Annotated in this window: 14 protein-coding genes and 1 tRNA gene; 11 read left to right on the forward strand and 4 right to left on the reverse strand. The window is 63.0% G+C overall.

All coding sequences use genetic code 11. The features are described 5' to 3' along the window. Window positions 1–10: 10 nt before the first annotated feature. Together O7A70_RS20975 and O7A70_RS20980 are read right to left on the reverse strand one after the other, a co-directional pair. A tRNA-Arg gene (locus O7A70_RS20975) sits at window positions 11–87 on the reverse strand. 251 nt (window positions 88–338) lie between these two features. Beyond that, a complete protein-coding gene (locus O7A70_RS20980) occupies window positions 339–1826 on the reverse strand; it encodes a HAMP domain-containing sensor histidine kinase (RefSeq protein WP_337142088.1) in 1488 nt (495 codons plus the stop codon). A 277-nt stretch (window positions 1827–2103) separates the two neighbouring features. Here O7A70_RS20980 and rpmH point away from each other — a divergent pair, with 277 nt between their 5' ends. The 9 genes from rpmH to O7A70_RS21025 all read left to right on the forward strand — a co-directional run bounded on the left by rpmH (window position 2104) and on the right by O7A70_RS21025 (window position 10257). Further along, window positions 2104–2238: a 50S ribosomal protein L34 gene (gene rpmH / locus O7A70_RS20985; RefSeq protein ID WP_008833937.1), complete on the forward strand. Its 135-nt coding sequence runs from the start codon at window positions 2104–2106 to the stop codon at window positions 2236–2238. Window positions 2239–2252: 14 nt separating this feature from the next. Continuing rightward, on the forward strand, window positions 2253–2606 hold the full coding sequence (gene rnpA, locus O7A70_RS20990; protein ID WP_027143858.1) for a ribonuclease P protein component: 354 nt from the start codon (window positions 2253–2255) through the stop codon (window positions 2604–2606). 14 nt (window positions 2607–2620) lie between these two features. Next, window positions 2621–4441: a membrane protein insertase YidC gene (gene yidC, locus O7A70_RS20995; RefSeq protein ID WP_337142089.1), complete on the forward strand. Its 1821-nt coding sequence runs from the start codon at window positions 2621–2623 to the stop codon at window positions 4439–4441. Between the two features lie 374 nt (window positions 4442–4815). After that, entirely contained in the window at window positions 4816–5034 is a 219-nt protein-coding gene (locus O7A70_RS21000; RefSeq protein WP_337142090.1) for a hypothetical protein, read from the forward strand. A 56-nt stretch (window positions 5035–5090) separates the two neighbouring features. Further along, window positions 5091–7061 carry a protein-L-isoaspartate(D-aspartate) O-methyltransferase gene (locus O7A70_RS21005; protein ID WP_337142092.1) on the forward strand — a complete coding sequence of 657 codons (1971 nt, stop codon included), beginning with the start codon at window positions 5091–5093 and terminating at the stop codon, window positions 7059–7061. Between the two features lie 215 nt (window positions 7062–7276). Beyond that, window positions 7277–7837, forward strand: coding sequence for a fasciclin domain-containing protein (locus O7A70_RS21010; RefSeq protein WP_337142094.1), 561 nt, complete (start codon window positions 7277–7279; stop codon window positions 7835–7837). A 352-nt stretch (window positions 7838–8189) separates the two neighbouring features. Then, window positions 8190–8828 carry a CatB-related O-acetyltransferase gene (locus tag O7A70_RS21015; protein WP_337142095.1) on the forward strand — a complete coding sequence of 213 codons (639 nt, stop codon included), beginning with the start codon at window positions 8190–8192 and terminating at the stop codon, window positions 8826–8828. After that, window positions 8825–9484 (forward strand): ribosome biogenesis GTP-binding protein YihA/YsxC, encoded by a 660-nt coding sequence (gene yihA, locus O7A70_RS21020; RefSeq protein ID WP_027143852.1) that lies wholly within the window; start codon window positions 8825–8827, stop codon window positions 9482–9484. The genes O7A70_RS21015 and yihA overlap by 4 nt, the downstream gene beginning before the upstream one ends. Window positions 9485–9555: 71 nt before the next feature. Then, window positions 9556–10257 (forward strand): hypothetical protein, encoded by a 702-nt coding sequence (locus O7A70_RS21025; RefSeq protein ID WP_337142096.1) that lies wholly within the window; start codon window positions 9556–9558, stop codon window positions 10255–10257. On the opposite strand, the gene O7A70_RS21030 is transcribed toward O7A70_RS21025, so the two are convergent. Then, window positions 10254–11066: a tetratricopeptide repeat protein gene (locus O7A70_RS21030; RefSeq protein WP_337142098.1), complete on the reverse strand. Its 813-nt coding sequence runs from the start codon at window positions 11064–11066 to the stop codon at window positions 10254–10256. The genes O7A70_RS21025 and O7A70_RS21030 overlap by 4 nt on opposite strands. Before the next feature lie 134 nt (window positions 11067–11200). Then, a complete protein-coding gene (locus tag O7A70_RS21035) occupies window positions 11201–11920 on the reverse strand; it encodes a TetR/AcrR family transcriptional regulator (protein WP_337142099.1) in 720 nt (239 codons plus the stop codon). 127 nt (window positions 11921–12047) lie between these two features. On the opposite strand from O7A70_RS21035, the gene O7A70_RS21040 reads away from it, so the two are divergent. Both O7A70_RS21040 and O7A70_RS21045 read left to right on the forward strand, forming a co-directional pair. Further along, a complete protein-coding gene (locus O7A70_RS21040; protein ID WP_337142101.1) occupies window positions 12048–13238 on the forward strand; it encodes an HlyD family secretion protein in 1191 nt (396 codons plus the stop codon). A 74-nt stretch (window positions 13239–13312) separates the two neighbouring features. Next, window positions 13313–14905, forward strand: coding sequence for a DHA2 family efflux MFS transporter permease subunit (locus O7A70_RS21045; protein WP_337142103.1), 1593 nt, complete (start codon window positions 13313–13315; stop codon window positions 14903–14905). The last annotated feature ends 23 nt before the right edge of the window (window positions 14906–14928 follow it).

The raw sequence follows: 14928 nt of genomic DNA on the forward strand, positions 1-14928 counted from the left end.
AGGAAAGTTTTGGCGCGCCCGAAGAGATTCGAACTCCTGACCCCCAGATTCGTAGTCTGGTGCTCTATCCAGCTGAGCTACGGGCGCGCATCAGGCCATGTTTTCGACGGCCCCGCGATCCGGTCCGAAAGACCGGCCGCGAATGTGTGCAGTTCCCTAACGACTGAATTTACGAAAAGCAAGCCGATCCGGCAAAAGTTTTGTCGCAAGCCTGTCACGCGGCGATGCCGGCGCCGATCCCGGCACTTCGAGCCGCTGTGGGGCCGGCCTAAATCCAGACAGCGGACGATCGGGGAACGGTTGGGGAGAGCGACGGGGGAAGGCACGGCACGAAACCCTCAGGCCGGGCGGCGCAGGCCACCACGGGCCTGGTCGAGCCGCACCGGCTGGTCGGGGATGGTGACGGCGAATGTGGTGCGCCCGCCGATCGATTCGACCAATTCCACCGTGCCGCCATGCGCCCGGATCAGTTCGTGCGCGATCGCAAGGCCAAGGCCGGTGCCGCCGCTGCGCGCCGAGCCGCGAAAGGCCGCGAACAGGTTTTCGCGCGCCTTCGGCGGCAGGCCGGGACCTGTGTCGGTGACGGCGATGCGGCTGACACTGCCCATGCGCTCGGCCGAGACCGCCAACCGCCGCACCACGGCGCTTTCGGTGTCGGCCGCCATCGCCTGCACCGAGTTGCGGCAAAGATTGGTGAGCACCCGGAAGAGCTGGTCGGAATCGGCATCCACCTCAAAAGCCACCTCGACGGCGTTGATGAACTCGATGCCCTCCTCGATGTCGAGCAGGCCGTGCACGTCCTCGACCAGTTGGCGCAGCCTCACCCTGCGGCGCGAAGGCGGCGGCTCCTGCGTGCGGCCGTAATGAAGCACGCCCTCCGAATAAGAGACGGCGCGGTCGAGCGCGCGCAACAGTTTTGGCGCGAAGGCCTGCACGGTCGGATCCTTGACCTGGCGCAGGCGGTCCGACATCAGCTGGGCCGAGGCCAGGATGTTGCGCATGTCATGGTTGATCTTCGATACCGCCAAGCCGAGGTCGGCAAGATGCTTCTGCTCGACCAGCATCCTTTGCAGCCGCTCCTGCATCTGCGACAGTTCGCGCTCGGCCACGCCGATCTCGTCGGCGCGGTCGGCGGGGTGAATGATCCGCCCGGGGTCATCGGGAGCCTCGGAGAAGGACAGCATCGAGCGCGTCATGGTGCGGATCGGGCCGATCATGATCAGGTCGATCGCGGCATAGACCAGCATGGCCGTGAACAGCGAGATCAGGAGCGAGACGAAGGCGACGTTGCGCGAGTAGATGAGCATGGCCTTGCGCAGGGAATAGTCCGGCATGATCAGCTCGAACTCCTTGTCGCTGTCGCCGACCGGTCCGAAAACGCGCAGCATCCTGTCGCCGCCGAAAAACAGCGTGTCCAGCGCGCCGGTCATGCCCTTGACCATGCCGACGCTGGCGAGATCGATGTGCTCGTCGACCTGCGGCGGCATGTCGGCCACCACCAGAAGCCGCGAAACGCCGCCGTCGCGCACCGCGATCGCCTTGGCGCCGATGGCCATCAGCACATCATTCTGGGCCGTTCGCGACAGCGAGGTAGAATCGCCCTGCACCAGCACGATCGACACGGCGGCGGCCGTGCTCAGCCTCTCCTTGAGCCAGCTCAGCCTGTAGCTGGCGATCCAGGGCAGGAAGATCAGCACTTCGGCCAGCAGCACGAAAACGATGGTGAGCAGCAGCAGTTTGGTCGACAGGCCGCGCGACAGCGGTACCGTGCGGACAGCGGCTGGCGCCGTTCCGGTCCCTTCCCCTGCTTGGCTGGCTTCGCTCATGCGACTCGATCTTCACAATCACTTGATCAGCCAAGATTAGGCGATTACGGCTTTTTTGCCAATTTCTCCCTTGGTCGGAAAAATAGATGCTCCAAAAGAGGTGCGTCTTTAGCGCGCCGACGCCGGATTGACTTCCAAAACCCTTCTTTCTATAAGCCCGCTCACGCTCGGGCCATTCGTCCCGGCGCGGTTTCGATCGCGCCAAAGCCGGCCCGGCAAAGCTCCTGTTACAAAGTGACAGAATCAAGAAGGGCCGCACCCCGCGGTATTAAAACAAATGAAGCGTACCTACCAACCGTCCAAACTCGTCCGCAAACGCCGGCACGGCTTCCGTGCCCGCATGGCCACCAAGGGTGGTCGTGGCGTCGTCGCAGCTCGCCGCAACCGCGGCCGCAAGCGGCTCAGCGCCTAAGCGAGACGAGATCGTTGCCCGCAACCGGCAAGCCAGTGGGGCAAAATCCCAAGCGGCTTCTGAACCGCGCGGAATTCCTGGCCGTCCGTCGTGGTGAAAAGCGACGCGGACGGTTTTTCCTCGTCGAGGTCCTTGACCGCGGCGACGGCGGGGTGCCGCGCGTCGGCTACACCGTCACCAAGAAGGTCGGCAACGCTGTTGTGCGCAACCGCGTCAGGCGGCGGCTGAAAGAGGCCGTCCGCGTCCATGCGGCAGATGACATGGTGCCCGGCAATGATTATGTCATCGTCGGGCGCGATGATGCGCTGCGCGCGCCTTTCGGCCAGTTGAAGGCCGAACTCTCCCGCCGACTTCGCGGAACACGATAGGCCAAGGGCTCTCGATGGAAAACAACCGGAACTTCTTCATCACCATCGCATTGTCGGTGCTGATCCTGGCGGTATGGCAGTATTTCTACGTGCTGCCGCGCAGCGAGGCCCAGCGCGAGGCCGCCAAGGTCGAGCAGCAGCGCGTCGAGGAACAGAAGAAGGCGGCCGAAGCGGCCAATCCGGGCGCATCGACGCCGGCCCCAGGCACTACCGCCCCGGGCGCCATTCCCAACGCCCCCGGAGGTGACGTCGTCACCGCTGCCGGCCGCGATCAGGCGCTGGCGGCATCCAAGCGCGTCAAGATCGACACGCCGAGCCTCGAGGGCTCGATCAATTTGACCGGCGCGCGGCTCGATGACCTCAAGCTCAAGCACTACACCGAGACCGTCGACAAGAATTCGCCCGAGATCGAGCTGCTTAACCCGCAGGCTCTGCCCACGGGCTATTTCGCCGAGATCGGTTTTGTCGGCAACGACAAGACCGGCGCGGTGCCGGGTGCCGAAACGGTGTGGAGCGTGGACGGCAATCCGACGCTGACCCCGTCGACGCCGGTGACGCTCACCTACACCAATGACAAGGGCCTGACCTTCAAGCGCACCTTCTCCGTCGACGTCAACTACATGTTCACGGTGTCGGACACGGTGCAGAATTCCGGCTCGAGCGCGGTTTCGCTGTTCAATTACGGCCGCGTCACGCGCTACGACAAGCCGGCCGTCGCCAGCACCTATGTGCTGCATGAAGGCCTCATCGGCTTCACCGGCACCGAAGGCCTGCAGGAACACAAATACGCGTCGGTCGAGAAGGACAAGCAGTACCAGCCCGGCAAGTCGACCGACGGCTGGCTGGGCATCACCGACAAATACTGGGCCGTCACGCTGGTGCCGACCGAGAAGCAGCCGTTCCAGCCGCGTTATGCCTATTTCGAGGACGGCCGCCATCGCTACCAGTCCGACTTCCTGACCGACCCGATCAATGTCGAGGCCGGCCAGTCAGCGACCGTCGAGACCGAGGTCTTCGCCGGTGCCAAGGAAGTCGCCAAGATCAACGCCTATGCCGAAGACCGCCACATCAAGCGGTTCGACCTGCTGATCGACTGGGGCTGGTTCCACTTCATCACCAAGCCGATGTTCTGGCTGATCGACACGCTCTACAAATTCCTCGGCAATTTCGGCCTGGCGATTCTCGCCACCACCGTCATCGTCAAGGCGCTGTTCTTCCCGCTCGCCAACAAGTCCTACGCGTCGATGGCGAACATGAAGAAGGTGCAGCCCAAGATGCTCGAGATCCGCGAGAAATACGCGGATGACAAGATGAAGCAGCAGCAGGCGATGATGGAGCTGTACAAGACCGAGAAGATCAATCCGCTCGCCGGCTGCTGGCCGGTGGCGCTGCAGATCCCGGTCTTCTTCTCGCTCTATAAGGTGCTCTACATCACCATCGAGATGCGCCACGCGCCGTTCTTCGGCTGGATCCAGGATCTGGCCGCGCCCGATCCGACATCGATCTTCAACCTTTTCGGGCTGGTGCCAGTCACGCTGCCGCACATGCTGATGATCGGCGTCTGGCCGCTGATCATGGGCGTCACCATGTTCCTGCAGATGCGCATGAACCCGACGCCGCCGGATCCGACGCAGGCCGCGATCTTCACCTGGATGCCCGTCATCTTCACCTTCATGATGGCCGGGTTCCCGGCGGGTCTGGTCATCTACTGGGCCTGGAACAACACGCTGTCGATCCTGCAGCAGGGCGTGATCATGAAGCGCCAGGGCGCCAAGATCGAGCTGTGGGACAATCTGGTGGCGCTGTTCCGCAAGAAACCCTCTCCGGCGGAATAGCCGGCGCTTTTTGGCAAAAGAGCCCGCCCGGTAGACTGAACCGTAAGTGGGCGATTTGGGCAGGGGCGGATTTGACGGCGGGGTCCTGTGTTCCACAGGGCTCAGCCTTTTAGTTTCAGTGATGTAGCGTGCGATGCCGTGGTCCGGCACGCGATAGGGACCACGGACCGAACCGGCATCCTCCTGGCCTCCCCTCATTGCCGGCAAATCAGCCGCACCTCGCTGCTGCCGGATTGTCCCGCATGGAACTTATCCTGCGTTCAAGAGTTCGCGCATAAGGCTTCCCAGTGGGAGGATCAGGTCGGCGCGCCCATCCAAATTCAAGGCAGTGCAGCGGATCGACCTCATCATGCTACTTGCAGCGAGGCATTCCGATGAGCAGCAACATTCACCCAAAGACACGCAAGCCCTCCGACAAGGATTTGAAGCAGAATCCCGGAATTGGCGCCTCCAGAGGCACGATCAAGGGTGGCAATCTTCTCGACGAGAACGAGGAACTGGACGGCGAGAATACTTTCAAGGGGGATGTCGATAACGACACCACGCCGCAAGGCGGGGTCAATCCCCGGCAGACCGGGCGAACCAACGAATAGGAGCCTGGCACGACCGGCGTCGAACGTGCAGAGGATCGCCCTGATTGGAGGCTGTCATGCTGGATTTCGAGCACGCCAGGCATCGGATGGTGGAGGCGCACATCGCGCGCCGCGGTGTGCATGACAAGCGGGTTCTGAATGCGTTGCGCCGGGTCGCTCGGGAGCAATTCGTCGACGAGGGTTTTGAGGAATTCGCCTATGAGGACAGCCCGCTGCCGATCGGCAGCGGACAGACGATCTCGCAACCCTTCATCGTGGCGAAAATGGCTGAGATGGCCGAGATCGAGGCGACCGACCGCGTGCTGGAAATCGGCACCGGCTCGGGCTACGCGGCAGCCGTACTGGCCGAACTTGCCGAACAAGTCTTCACCGTCGAGCGGCATCGATCGCTCGCGCAACAGGCGGAACGGCGGCTCAATGCCGCCGGTTACCGAAACATCGAAGTCAGAGTCGGCGACGGCACGAAAGGCTGGCAGGAAAAGGCACCCTTCGACGCTATCGTCGTCGCGGCCGCCGGCAAGTCCATTCCCCTCGGCTTGCAGGAGCAGTTGGAGATCGGCGGCAGGCTGATCATTCCGGTCGGTGAGGACCCTTACTCGCAGCGCCTCGTTCGCCTCACGCGGATCGCGGCAAACAAGTTCGAGGAGGAGGATCTCGGTGGTGTCATGTTCGTGCCGCTGATCGGCGAGCATGGCGGGCACGAGGAAAACGCGCCGTCGGCGCGCGAGGTACGCCCTCCTTCATTACCGCGGCAAATCGCGCGGGCGGCCGAAGATTTGCCGGCGATCGACGATCCAGCCTTCGGCGCAATGTTCGACCGGTTCGGCAGCCGGCGCGTCGTCCTGCTCGGGGAAGCCAGCCACGGCACTTCGGAATTCTATCGTGCCCGCGCGGCTGTCACCCGACGCCTCCTCCAGCGACACGGGTTCACCATCGTGGCCGTCGAGGCGGACTGGCCGGATGCAGCACAGATCAACCGGTATGTTCGCGCAGAGGAACGGCAGTCGGAGGCGCAGCCGTTCTTCCAGCGCTTCCCGACCTGGATGTGGCGCAACACCGAGGTGTCCGAATTCATCGGCTGGCTCCGTGAGTACAATCGGGACTTGCCCGATCACGCGAAGGCAGGCTTCTACGGGCTCGATCTCTACAATATGAGCGGCTCTATCGCCACGGTGCTTGCCTACCTGGACAAGGTCGATCCCGAAGCGGCCACCGTAGCGCGCGAGCGCTATGGCTGTCTGATGCCCTGGCAGAACGAGCCCACCACCTACGGGCGCGCGGCGCTGCGGTCGGGCTACAGAACCTGCGAAGAGGCCGTGGTGCGACAGTGCATGGATCTGTTCGAGCGATCCATGGCCGAAGGCGACGGCGCTCTCCTCGACGCCAAACAGAGTGCACGTCTGGTCGCATCGGCCGAGCGGTACTACCGCGTAATGTATTATGGCGGCGCCGAGACCTGGAATCTCCGCGATCGGCACATGTTCGAGACACTCGATCAGCTTCTCGAAGCGCATGGACCGGATTCGAAGGCCGTGGTGTGGGCGCATAACTCGCATATCGGCGACGCGCGGCATACCGTCATGGGTACCGTCCGCGACGAGTTGAACATCGGCCAGCTCTGCCGGGAACGCTTCGGTGCGCGGACGGCGCTGATCGGTTTCGGAACAGATACCGGTACTGTCGCCTGTGCCTCGGATTGGGACGGTGAGATGGAGGTGAAGGACGTGAATCCTTCGCTGCCGAACAGCTTCGAGCGACTGTGTCACGACAGCGGCAAACCATCGTTCCTGCTGGATTTTGGGCGCCATGGCCAGCTCGGCGACGATCTGGCGACGCCGAGGCCGGAACGCTATATCGGCGTCATCTACCGGCCGGAGACCGAACGGCTCAGCCATTACATGGACTCGTCCGTCTCCCGCCAGTTCGACGCCTTCGTCTGGTTCGATCGAACGTCCGCTGTTACGCCGCTCAGCATGTCGGCCGACAGCACCGGCAAGGTACCGGATACATTTCCGTTCGGCATCTGAATGTCCGGAAGTCGATGCCAGTGCATTGGCCGGTCAGACTGTCCTCAACCGCACGGCCTGTCGAAAACGCCTGGCTCGTCCGGGCTTTTTCTCTGGGGCGGGCATCCGTTCACGTTCCCGTGATCGGCGAAACTGAAAGCGCTCGCGCGGCGTGACTGCTTGTGCGTTTCCAAAGGCTATCAATTCCGATCAGCCCTCACCCGGAGGAAGACCACATGCGCTTGCCCACATTCAGGACCATCGCCATATCAGCCCTTGTCGCCGGCATGGCGATTTCCGCTCCCGCCTATGCCAAGAACCCGAATGTCGGCGGCGCGCCGATGTACGCCACCAAGAACATCGTCGAGAACGCGGTCAAGTCGAAGGACCACACGACGCTGGTCGCCGCCGTCAAAGCGGCCGGCCTGGTCGACACGCTGCAGGGCGCTGGCCCCTTCACCGTCTTTGCACCGACCAACGAAGCCTTCTCGGCACTGCCCCAGGGCACCGTCGATACGCTGCTCAAGCCCGAGAACAAGGACAAGCTCGCCAAGGTGCTGACCGCACATGTCGTGGCCGGCAAGATTTCAGGCGCCGAGATGATGGAGAAGGCCAAGGCGATGGGCGGCAAATACGAGATGAAGACCGTGTCGGGCGACACGCTCACCGCCGAGATCAAGAAAGGCAAGCTCTACATCATGGACGAGTCCGGCGGCGAGGCGAAGGTGACGATCGCCGACGTAAACCAGTCGAACGGCGTCATCCACGTCGTCAACAAGGTTCTGTTGCCGAAGTAGCGGCTTCCGGCGAAAAGGGGGCGTTGGCGGATCGTCGGGGCTTTCTCGGTCCGCCATCCCCGCCTCATGACGAGGTGCCATGTTTCTTGGGAAGCCTATCGGCGAAGCCGGGGTCCTGTACCTCACACCTTCGTGCTGCCGCCCGGAGCGTCGAACGTTCAGGTCTATCAGGGCAGTGGTTTCGATAGCGTGCTGTCCAGCCCGATCGTGATCCGCCGCGGCAACAAATCAGCTTGTCCGCCACGGAAGACTCGCTCCCCGGCCGATTGGTGCTATAGGGCGGATCACGCTATTTTGAGCAGGCGCCTCCGGTCACGGATGCGGCTGTCTGCCAGTTCCCGGACGAACCCACATGAACGGACCCAACCCCGGCATCAAGCACCCGATCCCGATGCACACGCGCGTCGGCTTCCTGAAACCGCTGGTGACAGTGCCGAATATCGAGATCGGCGACTTCACCTATTATGACGACCCGGACGGGCCGGACAAATTCGCCGAAAAATGCGTGCTGCATCACTATACCTTCATCGGCGACAAGCTCATCATCGGCAAATTCTGCGCCATCGCCGAAGGCGCGCGTTTCATTATGAACGGCGCCAACCACGCCATGTCCGGCTTTTCGACCTATCCGTTCAACATTTTCGGTCATGGCTGGGAAAACGGGTTTGACCCGGCGACCTGGTCGAAGGAAGTGCGCGGCGACACGGTGGTCGGCAGCGATGTCTGGATCGGCATGGAGGCGGTGATCCTGCCTGGCGTGGAAATAGGCCATGGCGCCATCGTCGCCGCCAAATCGGTGGTGACGCACGATGTGCCGCCCTATGCGATCGTCGCCGGCAACGCGGCGAAAGTGGTCAAGATGCGTTTCGACGACAGGACGATCCGGCGGCTGCTGGCGGTGGCATGGTGGGATTGGCCGGTGGACAAGGTCGGCCGCAACCTCGACGCCATCAGGGGCGCCGATATCTCTCTTCTGGAGGCAGCAGCTTGAACGTTCCAAACAGCACCGCGATCGGCACCGACCTGTTCACGCGCGGGTGGATCTTCATCCGTGGTGTGCCGGCCATGAAGTTCCTGCCGCCGGAAGGGCCGCCCGAAATCGCCTTTGCCGGCCGCTCCAATGTCGGCAAGTCGTCGCTGATCAATGCGCTGGTCAACCAGAAGGGGCTGGCGCGCACCTCCAACACGCCAGGGCGCACGCAGGAGCTCAACTATTTCGTGCCGGACGGGTTTTCCGGCGAGGGCGCCGACCTGCCGCCAATGGCGCTGGTCGACATGCCGGGCTACGGCTATGCCACCGCGCCCAAGGAGAAGGTCGACGAGTGGACGAAGCTGGTCTTCGATTATCTCAAGGGCCGGGTCACGCTGAAGCGGGTCTACGTACTGATCGATGCCCGCCACGGCATCAAGGCCAAGGACGACGAGGTGCTGTCGCTGCTCGACAAGGCGGCGGTGTCCTACCAGATCGTGCTGACCAAGACTGACAAGATCAAAGCCGCCGGCGTGCCGCGGCTGATCGAGGAGACGCTGGCCAAGATCAAGAAGCGGCCGGCTGCGTTTCCGTTCGTGCTGGCGACCTCATCCGAAAAAGGCGAAGGCCTCGAGGAATTGCAGGCCGCGATCGTGCTTGCGGCCAATGGCGGCTAGTCGTCCTACGCGATCCGTTGACCGCGCCCTGGCAATCCGTCAACATCGCAGTGCCGTTCGAGGGCAACCGGATGCGTATCGTTTTTCGTTGTGATCCCGCGCTTGCCGAAATGCTGCCCCGGCCGGTTCCCGCGCGCGGCGTCCTGCCCGACTGGCTCCGCAAGATGCCTCCGAAAGCCTATTCGGAAATCCATGGGCGAGAGATCAGGACGGTAAAACAGTGTCCGCCCTTCGTCGATGCCATGACGCATGGCTTCATGATCCTGCTGCCATGCGACGTGACCGTTGAGAACGGGGCCTTCGAATGGCGGTGGGACATCGCCGAGCCGTCAACGAAGGGCCACCCGCGTTCGCCGCTCAGCTTCCATGTCGCTGAACAGCTCGCCGGCGCACCGTTATCGAATGGGCTGGCGGCCATAAAATTCAACAGTTTCTGGACGATCGAGCTGGAGGAAGGCTGGTCCCTCTTCGCCACCCATCCGGTCAACCGCGATGATCTTCCTTTCCGCCTGGTGACTGGTGTCGTCGATTCAGATCACTTCCAGGACGCCGGCATCAATTTCCCGGCGATTTGGACCGACCAGGGTTTCTCCGGCGTGCTGGCGAAGGGCACACCGGTTGCGCAATGCTTTCCCGTGCCGCGCGCCGCGCCCGAACTTGTCTTCGAAAGCTTCGATGCCGTGCGCAAGGCCTCCTATGAAAAAACCGTCGCCGATGTTCTTGCCGAACCCGGCGTCTACCGGAAGCAGTTTCGCGTAAAGCGCGCCCGCTAACCTCCAAGCAAGCCCTTCAACGTTTCGCGATCGATCCAAAGCTTGCCGTGCGGCGCTGACGTCAGGGCCATCGCGATGATGCCGAAGGTTGTAGCGCGTTGCTCGTAGGCCGTTCGATAGGCCTCGATCGCGGCGTCCATGTCGCCCGCTTCCTGAAGCACTACCCCCAGATTGACCGCCGCCTCGGCGTTGTCGGGGCGTATCTCCAGCGCTTTGCGATAGGCGGCCGCTGCCCCCGCATCATCATGCAGATCCTGCCTGACAAGGGCGAGGTCGAACCACGCCGATGCAGGCGCGTCTCCCTTTACGGCCCGCTCCAGCAAAGGTGCCGCATCGGCGGGCATTCCGTCCTCGAACAGCATGCGGCCCAGGCGCGCTGCCGCCTCCGCCGACAAGGGATCGGCAAGTGTCACCTGTCGCCACAGCTCGAGCGCCTGGGTCCGGTCGCCTGCCTCATCGAGCGTTCGCGCCTGCTCGATGAGCGCAGCGGCACCAGGCGCCAATTCGGCCGCGCGTGAGAAATGGAACAGCGCATGGTCAAAATCCCGTGCCGCCCGCGCCAAGCGGCCGGCGAGCAATTGAGCGGATGCGTTGTCAGGCCGGATCGCCAGACTTGCCTGAATATGGGCGCGGCCTCCCGATATCTCTCCCTTGGCGAAAAGAACGGCGGCCATGAGGTGGTTGAGGGCAGGGTCGTCCGCCGTCTGGCGAAGAGCCTCCTCGCAAAGCAGCCGTGCCTGCTCGTGGCGACCGGCGTTGAAGTCCGCCACGATGCGTCGCATCTCATTCTGGAGCTTCGGAACGCCCATCCGGATCTGCCTTCACACTCGCGAACGAGAACCGCGGAACGATCGGTTCTACCGAGATCCAGACGTTGACGCTCAGCGCTTTGAGGTCAAGCCGGCCTCCGCAAAAAAATGGACGGCCGTTTCGGATAGTCCTGTCAGGATGAATGTAAGGTCTTTTCTCCCTCTGCCAGCCTTTGGGTGCCGTAGGCTTTCAGAAACATGTCGACGCCCGACCTGACGATGTGGTCGATCTCGTCCTGGGGCGGGGCCTTGGTGCGGTAGGCGAAGATGCACTGCCGGAAAAGACCGGCCAGGCACAATTCGGTGAACTGATAGGCTGCGAGATCGACATCTTCGATCTCGAGCAGGCCGCGTTCGATGGCGGCATTGAGGAATATCACGACCTTGTCATGGCCCCGCTTGGGCCCGCGTTCGTAAAAACGCGCGCCCATGTCCGGTATCCTGTCGGAGGCGCCGATAACCGTACGCTGCGCCTGGATGACCCTGGCCGAGGTGATCTTCATGGACAGCACCTTGCCGAACTTGATCAGCGTCTGGCGCAGGTCGTCGGCGCGGTCGAGCATATCATACATGTTCTTGAAGATGGTGCCGCGCTCTTCCTCGATCAGCGCCTCGAACAGCTCTTCCTTGTTGGCGAAATAGACATAGATGGTGCCCTTGGAGACGCCAGCCTCGCGCGTGATGTCGTTCATCGAGGCGGCCTCGAAGCCCTTTTCAATGAAGACACGACGGGCGCCGTCGATGATCTGGCTGCGCTTGACCGGGTCCTGTCCAGCCGCCGGCCGGCCGCGGCGCAGACCTTCCAGCAGGTCTTCGCACGGGTCGGTCTCGGCGTTGCCCACAGTCTCATCCATATAAGTCGCACCTCAAAATAATTCGAACCACCCGGTTCGATTTCCTCTTGATATGGTCCTCTTTACGCGCTATGTCAACGGCCAGATCGAACCGAACGGTTCAGTATTATAACATTAGAGAGATGTCATGTCCTCGAACACGCCCGCCACCGCCGAAGTCCGCCCTTTTCCCAATGCCAAGGTCGCCCCGGCGACGGAAGCGCCCGATGTGCATGTCCAGCCGGCTGTCGCACCGCCGCCGGAGGCTGAAGCTCCGGCCAAGAAGAAGCGCTCGGTGCGTTCCTTCCTGCTGCCGATCATCGGCCTTGCCCTTTTGAGCGGCGGCGCCTGGTACGGCTATGATTACTGGACCACTGGCCGCTTCATGATCTCGACTGACGATGCTTATGTCCAGGCCGACATGTCGTTCGTCTCGCCAAAAATTTCCGGCTATGTCGATCAGATCCTGGTCAGCGAAAACCAGCAGGTCAAGGCCGGAGATCCGCTGCTGACGATCGATGCCGGCGATTACAAGATCGCCGTTGCCCAGGCCGAGGCGCAGATCGCCACGCTGGCCAAGACGCTCGACCGCATCGACGCGCAGACCAAGGCCGCGCAGGCCTCCCTGCAGCAGGCACAGGCGCAGAAGGTCGCCGACCAGGCCGCCGCTGACAATGCCGGCCGTGCCCAGCAGCGCGCCGCGCAACTGGTCAAGACGCATGTCGGCACGCAGGCACAGCTGGACGACGCCCAGACCGCGCTCGACCAGGCCAAGGCCGCGCTCGTCGGCGCCGATGCGCAGATCGCCGCCGCGCAGGCCAATATCGGCGTGCTCGAGGCGCAGCGCGCAGAATCCGCCAGCACACTGGCATCGCTGCAGCTCGGCCGCGACAAGGCCGCGCGCGATCTCTCCTTCACCGTGCTCAAGGCACCTTATGACGGTGTCGTCGGCAACCGCTCCGTCGAACAGGGCGATCTGGTCAGCCCCGGCCAGAAGCTCGCCGTGGTCGTGCCTATGGACAAGCTCTATATCGTCGCCAATTTCAAGGAGACGCAGCTTGCGCGGCTCGTGCCAGGCGAAAAGGTCAACATCTCGGTCGACGCCATCGACGGCCACCCCATCCAGGGAACCGTCTCCTCGCTGGCGCCGGCGTCAGGCGCGGTGTTCTCGCTGCTGCCGCCGGAAAACGCGACCGGCAACTTCACCAAGGTGGTGCAGCGTGTGCCGGTCCGCATCGAGGTGCCGGCCGACGCGCTGAAAGCCGGCAAGCTGCGCGCCGGCTTGAGCGTCGTCGTCGCCGTCGACAGCCGCACCGCGCCTGCCGCGACCAGTAACTAATCGCTTTTCGGAGGGCGGCTTGGTGGCTGATTGAAGCACCGAGCCGCCCAGCCTGCCTCAAGGAGGCTCAGGACATGGCAACCGCAACCATCACCGCAGGATCGCCGCCGGCGATACCGGCCGCGCCCGACACCATCTCGACCCGACGCGTCATCGCCTTCCTGGCGATGGTGTTCGGCATGTTCATGGCGATCCTGGACATCCAGATCGTCTCGGCCTCGCTGGCCGAGATCCAGGCCGGCCTCAGCGCCAGCTCAGACGAGATCCCGTGGGTGCAGACGGCCTATCTGATCGCCGAGGTGGTCATGATCCCGCTGTCGGGCTTCCTCAGCCGGATGCTGTCGACGCGCGTGCTGTTCACCGTCGCGGCCGCCGGCTTCACCGCGGCCAGCGCCCTGGCCGCGACCGCCACCAACATCGACCAGATGATCGTCTACCGCGCCGTGCAGGGTTTCATCGGCGGCGGCATGATCCCGAGTGTCTTTGCGGCGGCCTTCACCATCTTCCCGCCCTCGCGCCGCGCCATCGTCTCGCCGATGATCGGCCTGGTGGCGACGCTGGCGCCGACCATCGGCCCGACCGTCGGCGGCTATATCAGCCACGCCTTTTCATGGCACTGGCTGTTCCTGGTCAATGTCGTACCGGGCATTCTGGTCGCGACCGCGGCCTGGTCGCTGATCGATTTCGACAAGCCCAATCTCAAGCTGTTCTCGAAGTTCGACTGGTGGGGCCTCGCCGGCATGGCCGCCTTCCTCGGCTGCATGGAGTATGTGCTCGAGGAGGGTCCGAACAACGACTGGCTGCAGGACCAGGCCGTGTTCATCTGCGCCATCGTCATGACCATCGGCGCGGCGATCTTTTTCTGGCGTGTCTTCACGGCCGAGGAACCGATCGTCGACCTCAAAGCCTTCAGCAACATCAATTTCGCCTTCGGCTCGCTGTTTTCCTTCGTCATCGGCATCGGCCTCTATGGCCTGACCTATCTCTACCCGGTCTTCCTCGGACGCATCCGCGGCTACGATTCGATGATGATCGGCGAAGCGCTGTTCGTCAGCGGTCTGGCCATGTTCTTCACCGCGCCCATCTCGGGCATCCTGTCGAGCAAGATGGATCTGCGGCTGATGATGATGATCGGCCTGTTCGGCTTCGCCACCGGCACCTGGTGGATGACGCATCTGACCGCCGACTGGGATTTTTATGAGTTGCTCATCCCGCAGATCCTGCGCGGCTGCTCGATGATGCTGTGCATGGTGCCGATCAACAATATCGCGCTCGGCACCTTGCCGCCGGACCGGTTGAAGAACGCGTCCGGACTGTTCAACCTCACCCGCAACCTTGGCGGCGCCGTCGGCCTTGCCATCATCAACACCGTGCTGATCGATCGCAATGCCTTCCACTATGCCCGGCTCTCCGAGCACGTGCAGTGGGGCAGTGCCGCCGCGCAGACCAAGCTGCAGAACATGACGCTCAATTTCGAGCAGACCACCGGCCTGGATGCCACAAGTGCGGCGATCTCCAAGCTGTCGGGCATGGTCCACCAGCAGGCGGCGCTGCTGTCCTTCATGGATGTGTTCTATCTGCTGACCGTACTGTTCGGGACGCTGGGGTTCTTCACCATGCTGATCAGGAAGCCGGGCGCGCCCGGTGGTGGCGGCGGCGGGCACTGAAGCAAAGAAAAAGTGGGCAGCGG

It is taken from the genome of Mesorhizobium sp. Cs1299R1N1, from assembly GCF_037179655.1.
Taxonomy (GTDB): Bacteria; Pseudomonadota; Alphaproteobacteria; order Rhizobiales; family Rhizobiaceae; genus Mesorhizobium; species Mesorhizobium salmacidum.

Excerpts from the sequence above, each read along its gene's own strand:
- O7A70_RS20980 (WP_337142088.1), bottom strand. The coding sequence starts at position 1,826 with ATGAGCGAAGCCAGCCAAGCAGGGGAAGGGACCGGAACGGCGCCAGCC.
- rpmH (WP_008833937.1), top strand. The coding sequence starts at position 2,104 with ATGAAGCGTACCTACCAACCGTCCAAACTCGTCCGCAAACGCCGGCAC.
- yidC (WP_337142089.1), top strand. The coding sequence starts at position 2,621 with ATGGAAAACAACCGGAACTTCTTCATCACCATCGCATTGTCGGTGCTG.
- O7A70_RS21000 (WP_337142090.1), top strand. The coding sequence starts at position 4,816 with ATGAGCAGCAACATTCACCCAAAGACACGCAAGCCCTCCGACAAGGAT.
- O7A70_RS21005 (WP_337142092.1), top strand. The coding sequence starts at position 5,091 with ATGCTGGATTTCGAGCACGCCAGGCATCGGATGGTGGAGGCGCACATC.
- O7A70_RS21010 (WP_337142094.1), top strand. The coding sequence starts at position 7,277 with ATGCGCTTGCCCACATTCAGGACCATCGCCATATCAGCCCTTGTCGCC.
- O7A70_RS21015 (WP_337142095.1), top strand. The coding sequence starts at position 8,190 with ATGAACGGACCCAACCCCGGCATCAAGCACCCGATCCCGATGCACACG.
- O7A70_RS21025 (WP_337142096.1), top strand. The coding sequence starts at position 9,556 with ATGCGTATCGTTTTTCGTTGTGATCCCGCGCTTGCCGAAATGCTGCCC.
- O7A70_RS21030 (WP_337142098.1), bottom strand. The coding sequence starts at position 11,066 with ATGGGCGTTCCGAAGCTCCAGAATGAGATGCGACGCATCGTGGCGGAC.
- O7A70_RS21035 (WP_337142099.1), bottom strand. The coding sequence starts at position 11,920 with ATGGATGAGACTGTGGGCAACGCCGAGACCGACCCGTGCGAAGACCTG.
- O7A70_RS21040 (WP_337142101.1), top strand. The coding sequence starts at position 12,048 with ATGTCCTCGAACACGCCCGCCACCGCCGAAGTCCGCCCTTTTCCCAAT.
- O7A70_RS21045 (WP_337142103.1), top strand. The coding sequence starts at position 13,313 with ATGGCAACCGCAACCATCACCGCAGGATCGCCGCCGGCGATACCGGCC.